At 64.4% G+C, this 23,497-nt stretch carries 19 protein-coding genes, 1 tRNA gene and 1 pseudogene; 12 read left to right on the top strand and 9 right to left on the bottom strand.

Annotated elements, in window-relative coordinates; all coding sequences use genetic code 11:
• Positions 1 to 3: 3 nt before the first annotated feature.
• From IB259_RS00105 to IB259_RS00080, 6 genes are read left to right on the top strand one after another with little or no spacing between them, the layout of a single operon-like run.
• On the top strand, positions 4 to 1,038 hold the full coding sequence (locus IB259_RS00105; RefSeq protein WP_192326874.1) for a hypothetical protein: 1,035 nt from the start codon (positions 4 to 6) through the stop codon (positions 1,036 to 1,038).
• Positions 1,035 to 2,171, top strand: a complete 1,137-nt coding sequence (locus IB259_RS00100) for a hypothetical protein (protein WP_192328931.1) — start codon at positions 1,035 to 1,037, stop codon at positions 2,169 to 2,171. The genes IB259_RS00105 and IB259_RS00100 overlap by 4 nt, the downstream gene beginning before the upstream one ends.
• A complete protein-coding gene (locus tag IB259_RS00095) occupies positions 2,164 to 2,337 on the top strand; it encodes a hypothetical protein (protein WP_192326871.1) in 174 nt (57 codons plus the stop codon). The genes IB259_RS00100 and IB259_RS00095 overlap by 8 nt, the downstream gene beginning before the upstream one ends.
• Entirely contained in the window at positions 2,337 to 2,660 is a 324-nt protein-coding gene (locus tag IB259_RS00090; RefSeq protein WP_192326868.1) for a hypothetical protein, read from the top strand. The genes IB259_RS00095 and IB259_RS00090 overlap by 1 nt, the downstream gene beginning before the upstream one ends.
• Positions 2,660 to 2,917 carry an AlpA family transcriptional regulator gene (locus IB259_RS00085; protein ID WP_225596748.1) on the top strand — a complete coding sequence of 86 codons (258 nt, stop codon included), beginning with the start codon at positions 2,660 to 2,662 and terminating at the stop codon, positions 2,915 to 2,917. Before IB259_RS00090 ends, IB259_RS00085 begins: the two co-directional genes overlap by 1 nt.
• Before the next feature lie 12 nt (positions 2,918 to 2,929).
• The gene (locus IB259_RS00080; RefSeq protein WP_192326866.1) at positions 2,930 to 4,171 is read left to right on the top strand and encodes an integrase arm-type DNA-binding domain-containing protein; all 1,242 of its coding nucleotides are present in this window, start codon (positions 2,930 to 2,932) and stop codon (positions 4,169 to 4,171) included.
• Positions 4,172 to 4,336: 165 nt separating this feature from the next.
• On the opposite strand, the gene IB259_RS00075 is transcribed toward IB259_RS00080, so the two are convergent.
• The 9 genes and pseudogenes from IB259_RS00075 to leuC form a co-directional block, all read right to left on the bottom strand.
• Positions 4,337 to 4,413: transfer RNA gene (locus IB259_RS00075), tRNA-Val, on the bottom strand.
• A gap of 223 nt (positions 4,414 to 4,636) precedes the next feature.
• Positions 4,637 to 5,305: pseudogene (locus IB259_RS00070) on the bottom strand (phosphoribosylanthranilate isomerase); the annotation flags it as partial.
• Between the two features lie 63 nt (positions 5,306 to 5,368).
• Complete coding sequence (locus IB259_RS00065; protein WP_054458315.1) at positions 5,369 to 6,580, bottom strand: TRAP transporter substrate-binding protein; 1,212 nt, start codon at positions 6,578 to 6,580, stop codon at positions 5,369 to 5,371.
• A gap of 52 nt (positions 6,581 to 6,632) precedes the next feature.
• Complete coding sequence (gene truA, locus IB259_RS00060) at positions 6,633 to 7,442, bottom strand: tRNA pseudouridine(38-40) synthase TruA (RefSeq protein ID WP_119451610.1); 810 nt, start codon at positions 7,440 to 7,442, stop codon at positions 6,633 to 6,635.
• Between the two features lie 3 nt (positions 7,443 to 7,445).
• The gene (locus tag IB259_RS00055; RefSeq protein ID WP_192326862.1) at positions 7,446 to 9,293 is read right to left on the bottom strand and encodes a FimV family protein; all 1,848 of its coding nucleotides are present in this window, start codon (positions 9,291 to 9,293) and stop codon (positions 7,446 to 7,448) included.
• A gap of 257 nt (positions 9,294 to 9,550) precedes the next feature.
• Complete coding sequence (gene asd, locus IB259_RS00050; protein ID WP_054458280.1) at positions 9,551 to 10,681, bottom strand: aspartate-semialdehyde dehydrogenase; 1,131 nt, start codon at positions 10,679 to 10,681, stop codon at positions 9,551 to 9,553.
• 249 nt (positions 10,682 to 10,930) lie between these two features.
• Positions 10,931 to 12,007: a 3-isopropylmalate dehydrogenase gene (gene leuB, locus IB259_RS00045; RefSeq protein ID WP_192326860.1), complete on the bottom strand. Its 1,077-nt coding sequence runs from the start codon at positions 12,005 to 12,007 to the stop codon at positions 10,931 to 10,933.
• A 35-nt stretch (positions 12,008 to 12,042) separates the two neighbouring features.
• Positions 12,043 to 12,693: a 3-isopropylmalate dehydratase small subunit gene (gene leuD / locus IB259_RS00040; protein WP_192326858.1), complete on the bottom strand. Its 651-nt coding sequence runs from the start codon at positions 12,691 to 12,693 to the stop codon at positions 12,043 to 12,045.
• Between the two features lie 25 nt (positions 12,694 to 12,718).
• Positions 12,719 to 14,122 carry a 3-isopropylmalate dehydratase large subunit gene (leuC, locus tag IB259_RS00035; RefSeq protein WP_054458282.1) on the bottom strand — a complete coding sequence of 468 codons (1,404 nt, stop codon included), beginning with the start codon at positions 14,120 to 14,122 and terminating at the stop codon, positions 12,719 to 12,721.
• A 527-nt stretch (positions 14,123 to 14,649) separates the two neighbouring features.
• On the opposite strand from leuC, the gene IB259_RS00030 reads away from it, so the two are divergent.
• The 6 genes from IB259_RS00030 to IB259_RS00005 form a co-directional block, all read left to right on the top strand.
• Entirely contained in the window at positions 14,650 to 16,143 is a 1,494-nt protein-coding gene (locus IB259_RS00030; protein WP_054458283.1) for a TolC family outer membrane protein, read from the top strand.
• Positions 16,144 to 16,167: 24 nt separating this feature from the next.
• Positions 16,168 to 16,380, top strand: a complete 213-nt coding sequence (locus tag IB259_RS00025; RefSeq protein WP_042792889.1) for a hypothetical protein — start codon at positions 16,168 to 16,170, stop codon at positions 16,378 to 16,380.
• Positions 16,364 to 18,529: a type I secretion system permease/ATPase gene (locus tag IB259_RS00020; RefSeq protein WP_054458284.1), complete on the top strand. Its 2,166-nt coding sequence runs from the start codon at positions 16,364 to 16,366 to the stop codon at positions 18,527 to 18,529. The genes IB259_RS00025 and IB259_RS00020 overlap by 17 nt, the downstream gene beginning before the upstream one ends.
• Before the next feature lie 7 nt (positions 18,530 to 18,536).
• Positions 18,537 to 19,958 carry an HlyD family type I secretion periplasmic adaptor subunit gene (locus IB259_RS00015; RefSeq protein ID WP_054458285.1) on the top strand — a complete coding sequence of 474 codons (1,422 nt, stop codon included), beginning with the start codon at positions 18,537 to 18,539 and terminating at the stop codon, positions 19,956 to 19,958.
• Between the two features lie 19 nt (positions 19,959 to 19,977).
• Positions 19,978 to 20,634 (top strand): response regulator transcription factor, encoded by a 657-nt coding sequence (locus IB259_RS00010; RefSeq protein WP_054458286.1) that lies wholly within the window; start codon positions 19,978 to 19,980, stop codon positions 20,632 to 20,634.
• 84 nt (positions 20,635 to 20,718) lie between these two features.
• The coding region (locus IB259_RS00005; RefSeq protein ID WP_192326856.1) for a retention module-containing protein at positions 20,719 to 23,497 on the top strand (2,779 nt) is incomplete at its 3' end.

Genomic DNA, 23,497 nt, shown 5'->3' with positions numbered 1-23,497 from the left:
GACATGGCCATGACCAAAGGACGCATCAGCCGTGCTGGCAAGATCCATTTCAGTGACGCCGCACTGGCCGTTTGGGAGGAAGGCTTGAATTCCAGCATGACCTGGAATCAGAAAACCGCCTGGGAGCGGCAGTTCAAGCGCGACGTGTTCGCGCGCATTGTGCAGACGCTGCACCGCCTGGGCTGGGCCACCCAGGTCGGAACCCACATTTTCACCGGCAACGACGCGCGCTACTGCACCAAGGGCGATCTGCAGGCCGATCTGAAAATTTCCGGCCGGCACATCGAACTCGACTTCTTCCAGAACGTGAACGCGCCGGAGCGGCCCGACCACGGCGGGCGCTACCAGTACGACCAGGAAAAGCACATGCCGTACCTGCTGCGTATCGAGATGGAGCGCACGCGCCGTCGGATCCGCGACTACCTGCTGAACGTGTTCACTGGCTACGAGTTCGAACCACCGAAGGCCGACCGCCGCACCGGCGCGACGGCGATGGAGATTATCGAGGATAAGTACCGCGAGAACCGGCACTTCGGGCCCGAGCACACCAGCGAATACCACCGCCGCGCGGCGGACGGCGGCAGGATCGAGCATGGCGCCCGTGTCTGGTTCACCGACTACAAGGGCCGCATTCTGGCAGGGACCGCCTACACCAACGGCGGAATGTGGCTTGTCGTCACCGGGACGTATGGTTTCCACAACAAGAGCCAAAGCGAAATCTTCACGCGCCGCCCCGAGAACCTGCGCATCAAGCGCAACGCACGCCTGCGCCGCCAGCGCCTCGAGCGCGAGCTGGCGAAGGCGACCGAGGCGATGAAATTCGAGCGCGCGGCCGTGCTGCGCGACATCCTGTTCCCGGGCGACCCCGAGCTGTTCGTGGTCTGGCACAAGGAGCACAAGGCTTTCCACTGCGCCGGTTTCAGCGGCTACACCGCAGACAAGATCAAGGCTGGCCGCTTTACCGCCGACGAGGTGCGCGCGTGGTGCCATGAACCCAACGAAGTTATCGCCCTGATTGGCGAAAGGGAAGCAGCATGACCAACCAGAACAACGCCGCCCAGGCAGCAGAGCAAGAAATCGACGCCATCATGGAGCAGGCGCAGGTATTCGCATCGGCCTGGGCCTTCCTTGGCGGCCCATTCGACAACGGCAGCGGGCTAGAAACGGCCGAACGCGAAAAAGCGAACCTGCGCGCCCTGCTGTCCAAGCTGCGCGCCCCTGTGGCCGATGAGCGGGACGCGGCGCGGTATCGCTGGTTGCGCAAATGGAAGGGACAAGAACACGAACCGCCGTTTACGGTCCAGCATGAAGAGCTTGGCCCCTTATGGCTAGGTGATTTGGACCATGCCATCGACACCGCTATGGACGCCCGCGCCGCCCTGGCAAGCGCCTCTATGCCCGAGTGCTTGGCGGAAACGGCATTGCGGACCATAGCCGAATACCCCGTTCCGGAGCAGGACAACATGCCGGCCCACAATATGCGAGCGGTGGCGGTTAGCGCCCTGGCAAGCGCCCCTGTAGCCGGGGAGGCGGTGGCATACCGCGTGGGGACGGACCTATTCCTACCTGAGGCGCTCCCCGCGGCAGAGCGCTATGCCGAAATTCGACAGAAGCCGCTGGAGCCGCTCTATGCCGCGCCCCAGGCCAGCGAGGCGGAACTCAAGGAAGCGGCCGCCATGGCCCGAAGCTTCGGCGCGCCGGACATGGCCGATGCGCTTGAGGGGCGGGCCAGCGAGGCGGTGCGCGATACGGCGCTGACGGCACTGCAAGCAGCTCGGCAATTCATCAGCAACGGCATCGAACTGGGCTTCATCCGCATGCCGGATGCTGACGTGCCCGACCCTGCGCACCGCACGCCCGGCTTGATCGATGCTGCTATCCGCGCCCTGTCCGCGCAACCGGGCGCGCAGAAGGAGCAACGCCCGTGGCAAGCGATCGACACGGCACCAAAGGATCAGGTGATCCTGCTGTTCGGTGGCCTGAAGAAAGACGGCAAGATCTACGCACCGCACATCAACGTCGGCTACTGGACGGAGCAATTCGGATGGACGTGCCTGGTCTATGCCCACCAGGAGTTCGCCCATATCGAGCCGACGCACTGGATGCCGCGTCCGCCATTCCCTGCCCAGGCCCACCCCGACAACAAGGACGGAGGCGCGGTGTATGGCTGAGAACCTGAACCAAGAAATCGAGCGACTGGAGGCGTTGCTCGCGGCAGAGACGGTCAAGGTCGCAACTCTACGCCACGCGATACGCAGGTACCTGAACTGGCCCTTCAGGTCGAGCGAAGAGGCGTTGAAGCAAGCAATGGCCGCCACCGACAACAAGGAGCAGTAATGGAAGACCGTGATTTTCTCAAGCTCGCCGCGAAGGCGGCCGGCCTGCCGCTTTCGTCGGAATGGGACAGCGCGCGCGAAGGAATCCTGATCGGCGAAGGCGCGGGGGACCTGAAGCCCTGGAACCCACTGGCAGACAACGGTGAGGCACTTCAGTTGGCCGTGACGCTCCGGCTTTGGTTGCACGTCGAAAAGTACGGCGCATCCGCGCGGCGGCCCGGCGACGCCTGGCTGGGTTGCGAGGCCCACAAGTACGGCGGCATCGAAGCCGCGACCCGCCGCGCGATTGTGCGCGTTGCGGCAGCGATTGGAAAGGAGCAGTAATGGCACACGCAGCCCAACACCAAGCACCGGCCGCGGCGCCCACGGCACCGGCCGCGATACACCCTGACGGCCTGTACCGTTGGGGGCAATTCGCGGCGCTCGTGCCATTTTCGCGGGAGACCTGGCGCCACCGCATCCTGCAAGGCCGCGCGCCGCGGCCGGTGTCCCAGTCGCCAAACTGCACGGCGTACCGGGGCGCGGACATCCTCGCCTGGCTGGCCGATCCTGATGGCTATCAGGTCGTTTCGAAGAACTGAATTGAGGACGCAATGGCTCGTCAAGTAGTACCGCTCACAGACCCCAAGTGCCGCCTGGCCAAGTTCAGCACCGCCGGCGGAAACAAGCTGTTCGACGGCGGAGGCCTATACCTGGAGGTGCTGCGCTCCGGCGCCAAGAAGTGGCGCATGCGCTATCGCAGCCCCCAGACGGGCAAAGAGAGCATGCTCACCTTCGGCGACTACCCTGCAGTGCCGCTGGCCCGCGCCCGCGCCGAGCGTGCACGCGTCGACGAGCTGCTGGCGCAGGGCCTGGATCCGGTCGCGCACCGCCTTGAGGTAGTACAGGCCGAGCGGGCCGACGCCGAGCGCCAGTTCCAGGCGGTGGCGGCCGAACTGCTTGCGCTCAGGCTGCCGACATGGAGCGCGGGGTACCACGCCCGGATTTCGAACACGCTCAAGAACGACGCCTATCCCTACTTCGGCGCCGAGGCTATCGACGCAATCCCAGGGAAGGCGGTCTTGGACGCGGCGAAACGGATCGAAGCCCGCGGCGCGCCGGACATGGCTGAGCGGTTTATCAGTGCCACAAGCATGGTGTTCCAGTATGCCGTCGGCACCGGACGCGCGCCGGCAGATCCCACCCAGGGACTGAAACGATTCTTGGACCCGCGCGCGCCGGTCAAGCACTTCCCTCACGTGAACGAGGCGGCCCTTGGCACGCTCATCGGGCGCGTGAAGAATTATCACGGCCGGCCGGAAACCCGGATTGCCATCCAGATCATGATGCACACCTTCCCGCGCACCAATGAGCTGCGCTGGGCGGAATGGACTGAGCTGGACAGGCCAAGCGCGCTGTGGCGAATCCCGGCTGGCAGGATGAAGGGGACGCTGGTCACCAAGGAGAACGGCGCGGATCACATCATCCCCCTGTCGCGCCAAGTTCAGGGCCTGCTGGACGAGCTGTCTCAGTACACCGGCCGGTACCGCATGATGTTCCCCGGGCTGCGCGAACCGGCCAAGATTCCGATGAGCGCAGAAACCATCAACAAGGCGCTCAAGATTCTGGGGTTTGAGGGCGAGCAGACCGGGCACGGCTTCCGTGGCCTAGCTTCTACCATCATGAACGAGCGTAGCGGCGCACGCCCGGAGGTAATCGAACGGCAGTTGGCGCACAAGGAACGCAATTTAATCCGGCGCGCATACAACCACGCGGAATACCTGGATGAGCGCCGACAGTTAATGCAATGGTGGTCAGATTATCTCGACGAGTGCGCCCAAACCCCAGAAAAATAAGGGTATGGAAGCCTTACCCTTATTCCGGTACGGCCTACCCTCATTCCTACCCTTAAATCTCTTGGCGCTACTTGGCAGCAATTGGCGGCGCAGAAAGCAAAAAGCCGCGAAGTCAAAGACTTACGCGGCTTTTAAGGCGGTGCTTGGCACCACTTTGCAGGAATTTGGTAGGCGGTATTGGAATCGAACCAACGACCTCCACGATGTCAACGTGGCGCTCTAACCAGCTGAGCTAACCGCCTGCAAAGAAGAAGAATTATATAGTGCTTTTTTAAACTATGCAAATCGTCTGGCAAGATTTTTTGCATTATTTATTGCGCTTCGAAGTTTGCGGCGTTTGCGAGGTTTACTTTCGCATGCCTTCAAGCTTGTCTGCGCAACGCGTTTTGAAGTGCCAGTTCCTGAGAACCCTGGACGCCGCTTTTCAGCCTTGCCCCACTACTTCAAACCGCCTGCACCGCACTACTAATTTCCCTTCAGCTTCGCGTCTGCCGCTTGCGCCGCAGCAACGAAGAACGAGATTCTATCAGAACTTTTAATTCCTTGCTCAAGCTCCACGCCGCTACTTACATCGACCGCCCAAGGCCTGACCAATTCCACGGCCTGCCCGACGTTTTCCGCGTTCAAGCCGCCCGACAGGATCAGGGGCCGAGACACCGGATCGGCCCTCACTTCGTCGAGCAACGCGTAGTCGAAACCATGACCGCTGCCACCGTAGCCCGCGCTGTAGCTGTCGAACAGCCAGCCCGCGGCTTCGCCATAGGCGCGGCATGTGGAGGCCAGGTTTTCCGCGGTGTCCAGGCCGGGCGCGCCGGCACGGAATGCCCGCAAAAAACGATGACCGTAGTGCGCGCAGTCCTGCGGCGTTTCATCGCCATGGAACTGCAGCAGCTCCGGCTTGACCTGGTCCAGCACGGCCTGCACCTCGGTCTCTTGCGCATTCACGAACAAGGCCACCACGTCGACAAAGGCGGGCACCATGCGCCGCAACTGGGCTGCGCGCGTCGGCGTCAGGCAACGCTTGCTCTTGGGGTAAAACACAAAGCCGATCGCATCGACGCCCGCCGCGACGGCGGCGTCGATATCCTGTTCCCGGGTCAATCCACAGATCTTGATGCGTGTGCGCATGAAACTCTTCGCTGGCTTGGCCGCCCTGCGCGGCCGGTCGAATCAGTATATCCGGCGTGCAGGCAGCGCCTACGCGCCGGGCTGACCCACGGTGGCCACGAGATTGTCGAAGCTGCCCTCGGCCAGACGGAACCAGGGCGTTTCCTTGTCGCGAAACGCCGCCATGCTGTCGTACAGCTTCTTGAACATGGGATCCTTGGCGCTCATTTCCTGGTAGGCGGCCAGCGAGGCTTCGTAGCTCGCCTGCAGGACCGGCTTGGGAAACGCTTTCAACTGCGCGCCGCGCGACACCAGTCGGCGCAGCGCGTCCGGATTGCCCGCGTCGTACTTGGCGATCATGTTGGCAGTCGCCATACGGCATGCCAGCGTCAAAGCGGACTGATACGGCTTGGGCAGTTCGTCGTAGGCGTCCTGGTTCACATACAAGGATAGCTGCAGCGTGCCCGCCCACCAGCCCGGAAAGTAGTAATTCCTGGCAACTTTATAGAGCGCCAGGTTTTCATCGTCGTAAGGGCCGATCCAAGCCACGGCGTCCACGACGCCCTGCTCCAGCGCGGCATAGGCTTCGGCCACCGGCACGTCCACGGGCGTGGCGCCCATCCGCGCCAGCACATGGCGGGCAAACCCGCCCGCCTTCACCTTGAGCCCGCGCAGGTCGTCCACGGTCTTGATTTCCCCGCGAAACCAGCCGCCCATCTGCGCGCCGGTATAACCGCAGGGAAAGTTCAGGATGTTGTACTTGTCGAACAGCACGCGCGTGAGCGCCAGGCCTTCCCCCTGCGTCATCCAGGCGTTCATCTGCCGCGTGTTCAGGCCGAACGGCACGCCGGCGTCAAAGCACAGCGCGGGGTCGACATCGAAGTAGCGGGTCGACGCCGTATGGCCACAATCGACGACGCGATGCTGCACGGCTTCCAGCACCTGTCCCGGCTGCACCAGGTCGCCGGCGGGAAAGATTTCGATGCTGAAGCGCCCGTCCGTCACCTCGTTCACGTAACGCGCCACGTCTTCGGCGCCGGCGAACAAGGTGGGAGACTCGTTGGGAAAACTGGAGGCCAGCCGCCAAGCGACCTTGGCTGGGGCTGCCACCACCGCCGGCGCTTCGGGCGCGGCGGCCGGAGCGGGCGGCGGGCTGGGCGGAGCCTCTTGCGGTCCCGCTGGCGGCGCCGACGGGGCCGGGCTGGCGTTTTCCTCGGCCAACGGAACTTCCTGCGCGAACGCCGGAGCGACCAGAGCGGCGCCGCCCAGGGCGGTCTGCTTCAAAAACGCGCGGCGTTGCATGGCAAAAGCCTCCATCGGATACGGGCAGGCATCGCCGTTGCCGGCGGCATCCCTAATAGGTTTGAGTAAACGGCGACAGCAACTGCGATCCCCCGTCGAGCTCATCCAGGCCGAACTCTTCCGGATAATCGATGGCGGACAGGTACAGCCCATCGGGCGCGAAGGTCGGCGCGCCCCGCTTGCGGTCGCGCCAGGACAGCAACTGCGCCATCCAGTCCACCGATTCGCGCCCTTGCCCGATCTGCAACAGCGCGCCCATGATGTTGCGCACCATATGATGCAGGAAGGCATTGGCCTTCAGCGTGAACACCAGGAACGGCCCGCGCTCATCGATATCCAGCCGGTAGAGATGGCGCACAGGATGCTTGGCCTGGCACTGCGAGGAACGGAAGCTGGAAAAATCGTGCTCGCCCAGCAAGGCATTCGCCGCGGCCCGCATGGCATCGACGTCCAGCGGTTGAAAGCACCAGCCCGCCCGGCCCGCCCACAATGCCGGCCGCACCCGGCCGCGCCATAACAAATATACGTAGGTACGGGCGCGCGCGGAAAACCGCGCGTGGAATTCGTCCGATACCGGCTGCGCCCACTGGACTGAAATGCTGGGAGGCAGGAAAGCATTCACCCCCCGGACCCAGGACTCCATCCGGCGGTCGAGTTCAGTGTCCAGATGAATCACCTGCATCGCGCCGTGCACCCCGGTATCGGTGCGGCCGGCGCAGATCGTCGCCACCGGCCCTTCCACACCACAAAAACTGCCCAGGGCGGCCTCCAACGTGTCCTGCACCGTTTGCCGATGCGGCTGTGTCTGCCAACCCTGCCAGGCGGAGCCGTCGTACGCCAGCCCCAATGCAACTCTAGACATGTATCAAACCCGTGGCCCGCCGACACGGTGCGGTTCGTCCGTGGGCGGTTCGTCCAGGTCGAGATTGATGCTTCCGAGCTTGCGGTTCAGCGCCGCCGTATCCAGCGCTGGCTCGTTGAATTCGTAGGTTTCCTCGTCATCGTCCCCGCGCCGCGCACCGGCCCGGCGCAAGAGCCAGGCAATCGCGAATGCGATCAGCGCCAGCACTGCAGTGACGATAACGAGCAGATTGTCGGCCAGCCACCCGGGCATGTCCGAAGCGGAATCCTTGCCTGCCGGCGTGCCAGCGGCCTGATCTGGCGTAGATGCCCCAGAAGCGCCTGGGGCGTTCGAGGTGTTCGCAGGTCCTGCCGACCCTGTTGCACCGGGCGTACCCGCTGCGCCCGGAGAGCCCGGCGTACCCGACGCGCCTGTCGCGCCCGAAGCGCCTGCCGCGCCCGAAGCGCCTGTTGCACCAGAAGCGCCTGTTGCACCAGAAGCGCCTGCCGCTCCCGAAGCGCCTGCTGCACCCGAAGCGCCTGCTGCACCCGAAGCGCCTGCCGCTCCCGAAGCGCCTGCCGCTCCCGAAGCGCCTGCCGCTCCCGAAGCGCCTGCCGCACCCGAAGCGCCTGCCGCACCCGAAGCGCCTGCCGCACCCGAAGGGCCTGCTGCTCCCGAAGCGCCTGCAGCTCCCGAAGCGCCTGTTGCACCGGAAGCGCCTGTTGCACCCGGAGCGCCTGTTGCACCCGAAGCGCCTGCCGCTCCCGAAGCGCCTGTTGCACCCGAAGCGCCTGCCGCGCCCGGCGCCGCCGCAGTACCAGGAGCGCCACCAGCGGCGCCTTGCTGTGCCACCGCCTTGTTCAAATCGTCGACGTTGCTTTGCAACTGGCTCACGCGCCCCTGGACATCGGCCATGGCGCGCTCAGTCGACGTCTTGGCATCGGCCTGCGCCTCTGCTTGCGCCGATGCGCTGTCTTGCGCCTGCCCCGAGGACAGCCGCACGCGATCCTGCGGCGGCGATGCGCTGGCCGCCCCGGCATCAGCAGGAGGCGCGACGCTGCCCGAAGCCGCGCCCTGCCCCTGGACCACGGAGGGATTCGCGCCGGCCGCCGCGCCGATGCGGGCGCGGTACTTCGCGAACGCCTCGGCATGTTCATTGAAGATGCGCCGCGCCTCGGCCGGATCCACCGCGCGCACGGTAGCCGCATCGGGAATCGTCAGCCTCTGGCCGGCTTTCACCAGATTCATATTGTTCTGGATGAAGGCCTCGGGATTGGCGCGCCACAAGGCCACCAGCATCTGATAGACCGATGCGTTGGGCACCGCATTGCGCTGCGCGATAGCGAAAAGATTGTCGCCGGACTTCACGTTGACCGAACGCGATCCCGCCGCGCGCCCCGGCGTGCCGACCGCAGCCGGCGTCACGTCAGCCGTCGTGCCGCGCAACGGCACCAGAATGCTGACCTGCACCTGGCGCTGCCCGGAACTGGAGTTGATATTCAGCAGCAGATCAACCGCGCCGCTGGCCGGCGGCTGCGAGGCCCGCACGCGCAGATTCTTGCGCGTGGCGTCCAGGCCGTCCTCGACCCGGACCACCATGCTTGCCAGTGGAACCGGCGGCTTCAGACCTGCGCGTTGCCAGGAGGCCTCGTCAGCCACCGACACCTTGAGCGATGCGATTTCCTCGGGCGTGAGCTCCTGCAATCCCACCACCGCCTGCAGCGGCGCGCCCGGCACGGAAACCACCCGCGAATGCCCCACGCGCATGGCCATGGCGGTACTGCACACGCTTGAGCCAATCGCCAGCGCAATCGCCCACTGCAGGGCTTTTAAACGGCGGGCATGCTTCACTTGGCGCGAACGCTGGGTCATAAGCTGGAATTCCGTCTTGTAGTCGACTTGCGGGCTGGAGCCGGCTCACGCCATCTCGGTGAGAACAGGCATCAATTCACGGGAAAAGTGTAATGGATCATGCGCATTTCACAAACCTGAAAGGCCCGGCCGCGTTTGCTGGCGGGCCTGTCCGCCGATACAGCACAGACTCTGCGCAAACGGCAAGGGCACCCTGAGGTGCCCTTGCTTGCCTTGCGCGCCTGGTCAGGCGGCGCCGAACGCCGCCTGCGACGGCATCAGGCTTCGGCCAGCGCAATGCGCAGCATGCGGCGCAGCGGCTCGGCGGCGCCCCACAGCAACTGGTCGCCCACGGTGAAAGCGCCCAGGTATTGCGAGCCCATCGACAGCTTGCGCAGGCGGCCCACCGGAATGTCCAGCGTGCCGGTAACGGCGACCGGAGTCAGCGCGGAAACCGTGGCTTCCTTGGTGTTGGGCACGACCTTCGCCCACTGCGTGCCTTCGGCGATCAGCGCTTCGATCTCGTCCAGCGGCACATCGCGCTTGAGCTTGATGGTCAGCGCCTGGCTGTGGCAGCGCATCGCGCCGATGCGCACGCACAGGCCGTCGATCGGCGTGGCGGGCGTGCCGAAGGCTGCGCCGCGGCCCAGGATCTTGTTGGTCTCGACCTCGCCCTTCCACTCTTCCTTGGACATGCCGTTGCCCAGGTCCTTGTCGATCCAGGGAATCAGGTTGCCGCCCAGCGGCACGCCGAAGTGCTCGTGGGGCAGCGCCGGGTCCTTTTGCTTGGCCAGCACGCCGCGGTCGATTTCCAGGATGGCCGACGCGGGATCATCCAGCAGCGACTTGACCGATTGATTGATCTCGCCGAACTGGGTCAGCAGTTCGCGCATGTGTTGCGCGCCGCCGCCGGAAGCCGCCTGGTAGGTCATGGAAGTCATCCATTCGACCAGGTCGTTGTTGAACAGGCCGGCCAGGCCCATCAGCATGCAGCTGACCGTGCAGTTGCCGCCGATGAAGTTGCGCACGCCGCGCTTGAGCGCCGCGTCGATGACCGGACGGTTGACCGGATCCAGCACGATGATGGCGTCATCGGCCATGCGCAGGGTGCTGGCGGCATCGATCCAGATGCCGTTCCAGCCTGCGCCGCGCAGCTTGGGATAGACCTCGGAGGTATAGTCGCCGCCTTGCGCCGTCACGATGATCGGCAGTTTTTTCAGAGCGTCAATGTTGTAGGCGTCTTGCAGCGGGCCTGCGCCAGTGGCCCAAGTGGGCGCGGCGCCGCCAGCGTTGCTGGTGGAGAAAAACACCGGTTCGATCAGTGCGAAGTCGTTCTCGTCGCGCATGCGTTGCATGAGCACCGAGCCGACCATACCGCGCCAGCCGACAAGGCCTACTGCTTGATTCATTTCAATCGCTCTTTAAAGGTGTGGAGACTAGGGTCCAGGGGAAAAAGCCGTGCAATTCAACAATTTATCAGAATGCACGGCCGGATGTTGCGGCGCAGCTAGAAATAATAGGGGCCGCAATGGATACAGGGCGCTTTCGAGGCGACGCCACAACAGCAAAACAAGGGGCGGCCCAGCCGGGCCACCCCTTGTTTTACGCTGCTTCAACCGCCACGCGCGCTAGCGCCCGGCGGCTCGATCCCGAGAAGATCAGGCCAGCGCCTTCAGCACCGCGTCGCCCATCTGCGCCGTGCCAACCTTGGTCGTGCCCGGTTCGAAGATGTCGGCGGTGCGCAGGCCGTCGGCCAGCACGCGGCGCACGGCGGCCTCGATGCGGTCGGCCTGCGGCGCCAGATTCAGCGAATAGCGCAGCAGCATGGCCGCGGACAGGATGGTCGCCAGCGGATTGGCGATGCCTTGGCCGGCGATATCGGGCGCGGAGCCATGGCTGGGTTCATACAAGCCTTGGCCGCCTGCGTTCAGCGAAGCAGAAGGCAGCATGCCGATCGAACCGGTCAGCATGGCGGCTTCGTCGGACAGGATGTCGCCGAACAGGTTGCCGGTCACGATCACGTCGAACTGGCGCGGGTTGCGCACCAGCTGCATCGCGGCGTTGTCGACATACATGTGCGACAGCTCCACGTCGGGATACTCGCGCGCGACTTCGATGACGATGTCGCGCCAGAACTGCGAGGTCTCCAGCACGTTGGCCTTGTCCACGCTGCACAGCTTCTTGTTGCGCTTGCGGGCCGATTCGAAACCGATGCGCGCAATGCGGCGCACTTCGGATTCCGCATAGCGCATGGTGTCGTAGCCTTCGCGTTCGCCGGCGAAGGCGCCGTCGGGTGAAGAACGTACGCCGCGCGGCGTGCCGAAATAAATGTCGCCAGTCAGCTCGCGGATGATCAGGATGTCCAGGCCGGACACGATCTCGGGCTTCAGCGACGAGGCGCTGGCCAGTTCCGGATACAGGATGGCAGGACGCAGGTTGGCAAACAGGCCGAGCGCCTTGCGCAGGCCCAGAATGGCCTGCTCGGGGCGGAACTCGCGCGACAGGCTGTCGTACTTCCAGTCGCCCACGGCGCCGAACAGCACGGCGTCCGACTCCTTGGCCAGGTTCAACGTGGCCGGCGGCAGCGGATGTTCGAACGCATCGAAGGCGGCGCCGCCCACGGGCGCTTGCTTGATATCGAAGGACACGTCCAGCGCCTTCAGGACGCGCACGGCCTGTTCGACGATTTCCGGGCCGATGCCGTCACCCGGCAAGACTGCGATGTTGTGAGTCATACGAAAACGATCCTGTAATCAGAAGAATGGTGGCGTCAGGCGATGGGACGGCTTTCCAGCCATGGATGGCGGGCCAGGCGCTCAGCCTCGAAGGCGCGAATCTTGTCCGACTGGCGCAGGGTCAGCCCGATATCGTCAAAGCCGTTGAGCAGACAGTATTTGCGGAACGGTTCGATGTCGAAACCCATCTCGCGCCCATCCGCCGCCACCACGACCTGGCGGTCGAGGTCGACGCGCAGCTTGTAGCCGGGGAAAGCCTTCACTTCGTCGAACAGGCGCGCGACTTCCAGTTCCGACAGAACGATGGGCAAGAGGCCGTTCTTGAAGCTGTTGTTGAAGAAAATGTCGGCATAGGACGGCGCGATGATGGTGCGGAAACCGAACTGCGTCAGCGCCCAGGGCGCATGCTCGCGGCTGGAGCCGCAGCCGAAGTTCTTGCGCGCCAGCAGCACCGAAGCGCCCTGGTAACGCGGCTGGTTCAGCACGAAATCCGGATTCAGCGGACGCTTGCTGTTGTCCATGCCGGGTTCGCCATGGTCCAGGTAGCGCAGTTCATCGAACAGGTTCGGACCGAAGCCGGTGCGCTGGATGGATTTGAGGAACTGCTTGGGAATGATGAGGTCCGTATCGACGTTTTCGCGGTCGAGCGGAGCCACCAGGCCTTCGTGAGTGGTAAATGCTTGCATGATGTCGGTACTCGGTGCGTGACGCTTAACGGAAAGTGCGGACGTCGACAAAATGGCCGGCGACGGCGGCGGCGGCGGCCATGGCCGGGCTGACCAGATGGGTGCGCCCGCCCTGTCCTTGCCGGCCCTCGAAGTTGCGGTTCGAGGTGGAGGCGCAGCGTTCGCCCGGTTCCAGGCGGTCGGCGTTCATGGCCAGGCACATGGAGCAGCCCGGCTCGCGCCACTCAAAGCCCGCCTCGATGAAGATCTTGTCCAGGCCTTCGCGCTCGGCCTGCTGCTTGACCAGGCCCGAGCCCGGCACCACCATGGCCTGGCGCACATTGGAGGCCACATGCTTGCCGCGCGCGACCGCCGCAGCCGCGCGCAGGTCTTCGATGCGCGAATTCGTGCAAGAACCGATGAACACGCGATCCACACGGATATCGGTAAGCGGCGTGTTGGGCTTCAGGCCCATGTACTGCAAGGCGCGTTCCATGCCGCTGCGGCGCACGTCGTCTTTTTCGCGATCGGGGTCCGGCACGCGGGAATCCACCGGCAGCACCATTTCCGGGGACGTGCCCCAGGTGACCTGCGGCTTGATGTCGCGGGCGTTGACTTCCACCACGGCGTCGAACTTGGCGCCCTCATCGGTATGCAGGGTACGCCAGTAGCCCACCGCCTGATCCCAAAGCACGCCCGTGGGCGCGAAGGGACGGCCGCGGAAGTACTCGACGGTCTTGTCGTCCACCGCCACCATGCCCGAACGGGCGCCGGCTTCGATGGCCATGTTGCAGACGGTCATGCGGCCTTCCACGGACAGCGAGCGGATCGTGCTGCCGGCGAACTCGATGGCGTAGCCCGTGCCGCCGGCCGTGCCAATGATGCCGATGATGTGCAGGACCACATCCTTGGCCGTACAGCCGAAGGGCAATTCGCCGTCGACCTTGATCAGCATGCTCTTGGCTTTCTTCATGAGCAGCGTCTGGGTCGCCAGCACGTGCTCCACTTCGGAGGTGCCGATGCCGAAGGCCAGCGCGCCCAGCGCGCCGTGCGTGCTGGTGTGCGAGTCGCCGCAGACCACGGTCATGCCGGGCAGGGTCGCGCCCTGCTCCGGGCCGATCACGTGCACGATGCCCTGGCGCAGGTCATTCATGCGGAATTCGGTAATGCCGTACTTTTCGCAGTTGGCGTCCAGCGTGTCCACCTGCAGGCGCGAAATCGGATCGTCGATGCCCTGGGCGCGGTTCAGCGTCGGCACGTTGTGGTCCGCCACCGCCAGGTTGGCGCCCGTGCGCCACGGCTTGCGGCCGGCCATCGCCAGGCCTTCGAACGCCTGGGGGCTGGTGACTTCGTGCACCAGGTGGCGGTCGATATAGAGCAGACAGGTGCCGTCTGATTCCTGGTGGACGACGTGGGCGTCCCAGAGTTTGTCGTAAAGAGTTTGGGCCATGGATGCGCTCTGCAAATAGACAATCCGGCTCGTGCCGCGCGCGGTTCAAACAATGATCACCGGGCGCCAGCCACTGCGGCATGAGCGAATTATGCACAGGGTCTCAACCTAGTACAACTACACCTTATATACCAGTACTAACACTACCATGCTAGGACATGGCGAGGGTCACTTCGTCCTATTTCCACACCTCAATCGAACTGCAATCAAACAGTTACAGATACAAATTCAGGTATTTAAAACAGATACAAAATTATCAAACCGATATAATCGTTGTGCGCTGGATTCACCCAAACAACGAAATAAAGCGCAATAAACCGCATTTATCCCGCATTAAACCGGATCAAAAATCCGGGATATGGCGAAATTAGTGCAAATTCAAGCTAATTAAGAGATGATGCGCGAAGAAACTCAAACTGCCGACCGGAAAACTTCGTCAAGAATTAACAAATATTGACTCGTCAAATCTGACATTTCCACACAATATGGCGGCCATTAATTCCTAACTCGACTCGCGAATAATCACTATGGCTTCGTTTTTGCTCAAAAGCACGACTTCGGTCCTTGCCCTGGCATTCGTTCCTGCGGCATTTGCACAGTCAGCAGCTCCCGCCTCCGGGGCAGCTGGGGTCACACTGAACCAGGTCGTTGAGCAGACCCTGCTCAGCAACCCGGAAATCCAGGCCAAGTACCATGATTTCCAGGCTTCGCTGGAAGGCCAGGCCGTTGCCCGCGGCGCGTTCTTCCCGCAGATCAATGCGCAAGGCTATGTGGGCCGCGAGTACCGCAACAACGTGCCCGGAGTCGGGTCGCAAAGCTGGAGCCGTCCCGGCTACAGCGTGGAATTGCGTCAGCTGATTTTCGACGGCTTCCGTACGAGCAACGACGTCAAGCAAGCCGGCTTCGACAAGCTGGCGCGCTTCTATGACCTGTTGGCCACCAGCGACAACACCGCGTTCAGCGCAGTGCAGGCCTATATCGACCTGCAGCGCTACCGCGACATGGAACTGCTGGCCCGCCAGAACTACACCCTGCACGAAGAAACGCTCAAGCAGATCAACGAGCGCGCCGAATCGGGCGTGGGCCGCCGCGTCGACCTGGAACAGGCCGGCGGGCGCCTGGCGCTGGCCCAGACCAATCTGATGACCGAGACCGCCAACCTGCTGGACGTGCAGCAGCGTTTCCAGCGCGTCACCGGCGCCCTGCCCCCTGAAGCGATGCAGCCTACGCCCGATATCAGCGGCAAGCTGCCGGTCAAGCCCGCCGACTTCAACGAGTCGCTGCGCCGCAACCCCAGCTTCCTGTCCAAGCAGGCCGGGCTGCAGGCCGCGCAAGCGGGCGTCGCCTCGTCCAAGGGCGCCTTCTCGCCGAAGTTCGAATTCGTGGCCGCCACCGGCCGCGACCAGAACGATCCCACGCCGCAAAACCGCGACATCCAGAACTCCAGCGTCCAGGTTGTCATGAGCTACAACCTGTATCGCGGTGGATCCGACTCCGCCCGCGTGCGCCAGACCTCCGCGCAGTCCTATGCTGCGCGCGACATCCGCGACTACACCTGCCGCAATGTGCAACAGGACCTGGCCGTGGCTTGGAACAACGTCGCCAGCCTGAACCAGAAGCTGCCCTTCCTGCGCGACCACGAAGTGGCCACCACCAAGGTGCGCGAAGCCTACCGCCAACAATTCCAGATCGGCCAGCGTTCGCTGCTGGACTTGCTGGACACCGAAAACGAATTGTTCGAATCGCGCCGCGCCCTGACCAACGCGCTGTATGACCTGCAGATCGCGCAATACCGCTGGCTGGCGCTGTCGCACGCACTGCTGCCGGCGCTGTCGCTGCAGCCCGCGCGCAACGAAATGCCCGAGGAAAACGGCAAGCTGGAAGTCTCCGACGAAGTCATCAAGCTCTGCAATTCGACGATCCCCGACTCGGCCCGCCTGGCGCCCGTGCGCGTGCAATACAACGAGGGCAATCTGCCGCCCACGTTCATCCCGGTAAACTCGCCCAAGGCCAAACCCTAGGTGACGCAAGCGCAAGGAGACCATATGCAGAAACAGGGCAACGACTTCTCACAACTGGATGCGGACTTCGTCCGCGTCCTGGAAGACCTGATCGACGCGCTGATAGCCAATGGCACCTTGCGTATGACCGACCTGCCTATCCAGGCTCAACAAAAGCTGACCCAGCGCAAGCAACAGCGCGCGCGCCTCTCCGAACACCTCGACCTGCTGGATGACGAAGATGGACAAGTTATCTGAAATGGCGGCCCGGGAGTGGCGCGCGGACGCGCGCGCGGCGCATGACGACCCGCTGCTCGATTGCCTGGTTGAAATCACCCGGCTCCATGGCGTGACGGCGACGGCCCAGGCGCTGTCGGCCGGCCTGCCGCTGGAAGAACACAAACTGACGCCGGCATTGCTGCCGCGCGCCGCCGCGCGCGCGCAGCTCTCCGCCCGCGTGGTCAAGCGCACGCTGGACAGCATTTCGCAGGACCTGCTGCCCGCGATCCTGCTGCTCAACGGCGAACGCGCCTGCCTGCTGCTGAAGAAAGACGGCGAAAACTACGTCGTCAGCCACCCCGAACTGGGCGGCAGCTCGATGGAAATGAGCGCCGCGGAACTGTCGGCCCAATACACCGGGCTGGTGTGCTTCGTGCGCCCGCAGTTCCGTTTCGACGCGCGCGCGCCCGAAGTCGCCAAGGTGCGCGAGCGCCATTGGTTCTGGGCCGCCATCATGGAAAACCGGCGCCTGTACCGCGACGCGCTGATCGCCGCCCTGCTGATCAACATCTTCGCAATGGCGATGCCGCTGTTCACCATGAACGTGTATGACCGCGTCGTGCCCAACAACGCCGTCGAAACGCTCTGGGTGCTGGCCATCGGCATCACGTTGGTCGTGATCTTCAACATGATCCTGAGCACCGCCCGCTCCCACGTCGTGGACAGCGCCAGCAAACGGGTCGACGTGCGCCTGTCCGCGCAGATCATGGAACGCGTGCTGGACCTGCGCATGGAGGGCCGGCCGGTATCGGTGGGATCCTTCGCCGCCAACCTGCGTTCGTTCGAATCCATTCGCGATTTCATCGCGTCAGCCACCATTACCACCCTGGTGGACCTGCCCTTCATTCTGCTGTTCCTGCTGGCGCTGGCCTGGATTTCGCCCTGGATGGTGCTGCCGCCGCTGGTCGCGATCGTGTTGATCCTGCTGGTATCGCTGGCCGCGCAAGCCCGCATGGAATCCCTCACCATGGCCTCCTACCAAGCGTCGTCGCAGCGCAACGCGACCCTGGTCGAGGCCCTGACCGGCCTGGAGTCCGTCAAGACGCTCAACGCGCAGGGATCCATCCAGCGCAACTGGGAACGCGCCACCGAGTACATCGCCCTGACCGGCGGCAAACTGAAGCTGATTTCGTCCTCGACGGTCGGCTTCGTGCAGGCCGTCCAGCAACTGGTGTCGATCTCCGTCGTCATCATCGGCGTCTACCAGGCCCAGGAATCCGCCATTTCCATGGGCGGCATCATCGCCGCCTCCATGATCGCCGGGCGCTGCCTGGCCCCGCTCGGCCAGGTCGCCGGGTTGCTCATGCAGTACCAGAACGCTCGCACCTCGCTGGGCTCGATCGACAACTATATGAAGCTGCCGATCGAACGTCCGGCAGAAGCCGAATTCCTGCATCGTCCCGTCTTCCATGGCGGCATTGAATTCCGCGACGTGACCTTCAGCTATCCCGGCAGCAAGCAGCCGGTGCTGAAGAAAGTGTCCTTCAAGCTGAAGCCGGGCGAAAAGGTCGGCATCATTGGCCGCATCGGCTCCGGCAAGACCACGCTGGAGAAGCTGGCCCTGGCGCTGTACCAGCCCACGGAGGGCGCAGTCCTGCTGGACGGCGTGGACGTGCGGCAGATCGATCCGGCCGACGTGCGCCGCGCCATCGGCCACGTGCCGCAGGACCCGCTGCTGTTCTATGGCAGCCTGAAGCACAACCTGGCGATGGGCGCGCCCTACGCTGACGACGCCAGCATCCTGGCAGCCGCCAACATGGCGGGCGTCACCGATTTCGCCAACCTGCACCCCGACGGCTTCGACATGGTCATCGGCGAACGCGGCGAGTCTCTCTCCGGCGGCCAGCGCCAGTCAGTGGCGGTGGCCCGCGCCCTGATCAACGATCCGCCCATCCTGCTGCTGGACGAGCCCAGCAGCAACATGGATCACCAGAGTGAAGCGCAGCTGCGCAAGCGGCTGGGTGAAGCCAGCGCCACCAAGACGATCCTGCTGGTCACGCACCGCACCGCCCTGCTGGACCTGGTCGACCGCCTGATCGTGATCGACAACGGCCATATCGTGGCTGACGGTCCCAAGGAGCAAGTGGTCGAGGCACTGCGTCAAGGACGCGTCGGACGCGGAAGCTGAGGAAACCATGCTGAACAATCCTGGCGAAACCCGGCACGGCCTGTTTGGAAGCCTGTGGCGCATGCTGCGCGGCGTCTTCGTGTTCTTCTTCGACCGCTTGCTGGACGGCGCCGAAAAAGGCAAGCCCCAGCAACGCTCCGACTACGTCGGCAACGCCGAATGGGTCATCCATGAATCGCAGGCGCGCGGTTCGCGCATCCTGTTGTGGGTCAGCCTGCTGGCCACCGGCGGCCTGCTGCTGTGGGCCGGCACCGGCAGCATTGACGAAGTCGTCCGCGGCGAAGGCAAGGTCGTGCCCTCGCGCCAGGTCCAGATCATCCAGAGCCTGGACGGCGGCATCGTCGAAGAAATCCTGGTGCGCCCGGGCCAGGAAGTCGAGGCGGGCGAGATCCTGCTGAAGATCGACTCCACCCGGTTCGCCTCGTCGCTGGGCGAGAACAACGCCGAATACCTTTCCCTGCTCGCCAAGGCCGCCCGCCTGCAGGCCCTGGCCACGGGCGAACCCTTCGTGGCTCCCGAGGAAGTGCTGACGCAGGCGCCCGGGCTGGTGGAAATGGAGCGCAATGCCTGGCAAGCGCGCACCACTGAATTGAACGCCACGGTCAACGTCGCGCGCGAACAACTCAAGCAACGCCAGGAAGATCTGCGCGAAACGATCGCCAAGCGCGACCAGGCCGCGGCCAGCTGCGGCCTGACCTCGCGCGAGCTGCAGGTGACCCGTCCCCTGCTCAAGAGCGGCGCCGTGTCCGAAGTCGATCTGTTGCGCCTGCAACGCGACGTGGCCCGCTACTGCGGCGAACAAAAAGGCGCCGAAGCCCAGATCGACCGCTTCCAGGCCTCCATCAAGGAAGCCGAAAGCAAGCTTCAGGAAGCTGAGCTGAACATCCGCAACCAGGCCCGCAACGAGCTGTCGGAAACCAACACCAAGCTGGCGACCCTGCGTCAAGGCAAGCTGGCGCTGGCCGACCGAGTAAAGCTGGCCGAGGTCCGCGCCCCGGTGCGCGGCACGGTCAAGACGCTGTTCAACAACACGGTCGGTGGCGTGGTCCAGCCCGGCAAGGACATCATCGAGATCGTGCCCAAGGACGACACGCTGCTGCTCGAGGTCCGCATCCAGCCGCGCGACATCGGCTTCCTGCATGCCGACCAGAAGGCAGAAGTGAAATTCACGGCCTACGACTTCGCCATTTACGGCGGCCTCGAAGGCAAGGTGGAACAGATCGGCGCGGACACCGTGACCGACGAGAAAGGCAATTCCTACTATGTGGTGCGGGTCCGCACGGATCGCAGCACGGTAGGCGACAAACTGTTGCCCATCATCCCCGGGATGGTGGCGGAGGTTCATATCCTGACTGGCAAGCGCACGGTGCTGCAGTACCTGCTCAAGCCCATACTGCGCGCCAAGGCGAATGCCTTTACCGAACGTTAAAGGAGGGCTGCAAGGCCTTATGAAACCCGTTCCTGTCCTGTTGATTACGCACGACGACCTGTTGTGGCAGCATTGGCGCGGCCTGAATCCGGCCCGCTGGCTGGCGGCCCGCGGGCGCGGCCTGGCCGACCTGCAACGCTGGCGCGAACAGGGCCGCACTCTGGCGGTATTGGATGCGGACCTGCCCCGGCTGCCGTCCTGGCAGGATCCCATCTGGGCCGCGACCCTGGCGGACCTGCACGTGGTGGTCGCCAGCCCCAGTCCTAACGACGAGCAAGGCACCCGGGTGCTGGGCGCCGGCGCGCATGGCTATTGCCACGGCTATGCCTCGGCCGCCTCGCTGTCGCAGGCGCTGGAAGTCGTCGCCTCCGGCGGCATCTGGATGGGCCGTTCGCTGGTGTCGCGGCTGCTCAAGCTGGTCGCCGAGCGCGCCCAGGACGAGCACGCCTGGGATGGCGGCGTGCTGACCGAGCGCGAAATCACCGTGGCCCGCTATGCCTCCAGCGGCCAGGCCAATGCGCAGATCGCCGAAGCCCTGGGCATCACCGAGCGCACGGTCAAGGCCCACCTGTCAGCCGTTTTCGAAAAGCTGGGCGTAACCGACCGCCTGCAGCTCGCCCTGCTCGTCCACGGCATTTCTGCCCCCGCCGACGCCAAAATCAAAATTACTTCCTGATACTGTCCTTGAGGACAATATCCCGCGCCGGCGGCGCAATCTAGTATCTGGCCATCTTGGATAACTCCCTGAAACGGAACCAACATGGCCAACACCTCTCCCGCAGTCGTCAACGAAATCTCCGGTCGCGCGTGGATACGCAATAGCGACGGTTCCCTGACTGAACTGCATCAAGGCAGCAAGGTCCCCGCAGGCAGCGACGTGGTCACTGCCTCGGGCGCCACGGTTTCGCTTCAGGTCGAGAACGGCATGCCGATCGTCATCGGCGAAGGCCGCGAGGTTGCCGTGACCGGCGACATGACCGGCCCCTTGGCCGACCCGTCCGAAGCGGCTGTGGCTCCGCCCTCCGGCACCGACTCCGACCGCTTGCTGGCCGCCCTGCGCGACGGCCGCGACCCGTTCGATGAACTGGATCCCACCGCTGCCGTCGTGGCCGGCGGCGGCGATGCCGGCGGCAGCAGCTTCGTGCGCCTGGCCCGCATCCTGGAAACCACCACCCCGCTCGACCTGGCCTACCCGAACCCCAGCCGTGGCCAGGAGATCCTGCCCCGCCTGTCCGGCACCGGCGCCGGCGGCGACGATGAAGCCACTCCGGCCACCGTCAACACCCCGCCCAACGCGCTGAACGATACCGGCAGCGGCGAGCAGAACAGCCTGGTGCGCGGCAACCTGCTGCTGAACGACTCGGATCCCGATGGCGACCCGCTGGCGATCGTCTCGGTCAGCGGCCGCCCCATGACCCCGGCCGGCATCACGGTCAACGGCAGCAACGGCGGCACCTTCACGGTCCTGCCCGACGGCAGCTACGTCTTCAACCCGGGTAACGAATACGGCCACCTGGCCGTGGGCGAAACGGCCACCAGTACCGTTTCGTACACCATCACGGATCCCAGCGGCGCCACCTCCACGGCGAACGTCGTCGTGACGATCACCGGCACCAACGACGGCCCGGTGTCCACCTCCATCGCCGACACCTCGGGCATCGACGCCCAGACCGGCGTGAGCTACAACGTCTCCAGCCATTTCTCGGACCCGGACACCAGCGACAAGCTCACCTTTACCGCCACCGGCCTGCCGCCCGGCCTGACCATCGACCCGAACACCGGCATCATCACCGGCACCATCGACCATTCCGCCTCGCAAGGCGGCAACAATGGCGTCTACACGGTGACGGTGACCGCCACCGACCCGTCCGGCGCCACGACTTCCCAGGACTTCAACTGGGACGTCACCAACCCTGCGCCGACGGCGGCCGATGATAACGGCACCACCGACGAAGACACCACGCTCAACGTCAGCGCCCAGAACGGCGTCCTGTCCAACGACGTGGACCCGGACGGCGACACCCTGACCGTGTCGCAAGTCAACGGCGCCACTGGCAACGTGGGCACGCCGACGGCCGGCTCCAACGGCGGCACGTTCACCCTGAATCCCGACGGCTCGTACTCGTTCAATCCCGGCAATGCCTTCCAGCACCTGGCCGCGGGCCAGACGGCGACCAGCTCGATCACCTATACCGTCACGGACGGCCAAGGCGGCACCAGCTCCGCCACGCTGACGGTCGAAATCACCGGCACCAACGACGCGCCGACCGCAGTTGCCCTGCAGAACCAGGACAACATGGACGGCGATGTCGTCAACTACAACCTGTCCGGCTTCTTCAGCGACCTCGACGACGGCGACTCCCTGGTCTACTCGGTCGACCACATCCCCGGCGGCCTGAAGTTCGACCCCACCACCGGCACCTTCACCGGCCAGTTCGCCAACTGGGCGTCCGATCACACCAACACGGGCGTCAAGGGCGAGTACCTCATCACCGTCACCGCCACCGACAAGTCGGGCGCAACCGTCTCCCAGACCTTCGTCTGGACCGTGGGCAACCCCGTCCCGGTCGCCACCAATGACGAAGGCACCACCGGTGAAGACAAGCCCCTGGTCGTTGACCACGTTACCGAAGGCGTGCTGGGCAACGATCGCGATCCGGACGGCGACACCATCCGCGTTTCGCAAGTCAATGGCGCCGACGCCGACGTCGGCAAGCCTGTCGTCGGTTCGAATGGCGGCACGTTCACGCTCAACGCCGACGGCACGTACACGTTCAACCCCGGCACGGCATTCCAGTATTTGAATGACGGCCAGACCGCAACGACGTCGATCACGTACACCGTGTCCGACGCGCAAGGCGCGACCAGCACTGCCACCCTGACCATTACGGTCACCGGCCAGACCGACGCTCCTCCGGTGATCACGCCTGAAGACAGCGACGGCGATGTGACGGCGGGTCATAACAATGTGGCCGAAGCGTCTGGCGCCACGGTCACCGGTTCCGTGACCGTCTCCGCCGAGGCCGGCGTCGACAAGGTCACGGTGGGCGGCAAGGACGTCAGCAACGCCAGCGCCGCCAACCCGGTAGTCATCGCCACCGACAAGGGGGTGCTGACCGTCACCAATTACGACGCCGCCACTGGCAAGATCACCTACTCCTACCAGGAAACTGGCGGAGCCGCCGATCACTCCAATGGCGACGATTCGGTCCGCGACCTCTTCCAGGTTTCCGTTACGGACTTTGCCGGCGAGACCCGCAGCAATGACCTGGTCATCCAGATCACCGACACCGCGCCCGAAGCCAAGCCCGACACCGCTTCCGTCACGGAAGACACCGCACTGACCGCCTCCGGCAACGTCATCACCGGCACCGGCGCCGACACCCTCGGCGCGGACGTCACCAACGTCGTCGGCGTGGCCAAGGGCACGGTCCCCGCCGGCCAGAACGTCACCGGCAACGTCAACACCGCCGTCAACGGCGAGTACGGCAAGATCGTCCTCAAGGCCGACGGCACCTACACCTACGAGCTGAACAACA

Origin of the sequence: Achromobacter sp. ACM04 (assembly GCF_014851465.1) — a bacterium.
Lineage (GTDB): Bacteria > Pseudomonadota > Gammaproteobacteria > Burkholderiales > Burkholderiaceae_B > Achromobacter > Achromobacter aegrifaciens.
The sequence above is the reverse complement of the archived record's forward strand: the minus strand, read 5'-3'. Positions and strand labels throughout refer to the sequence as shown.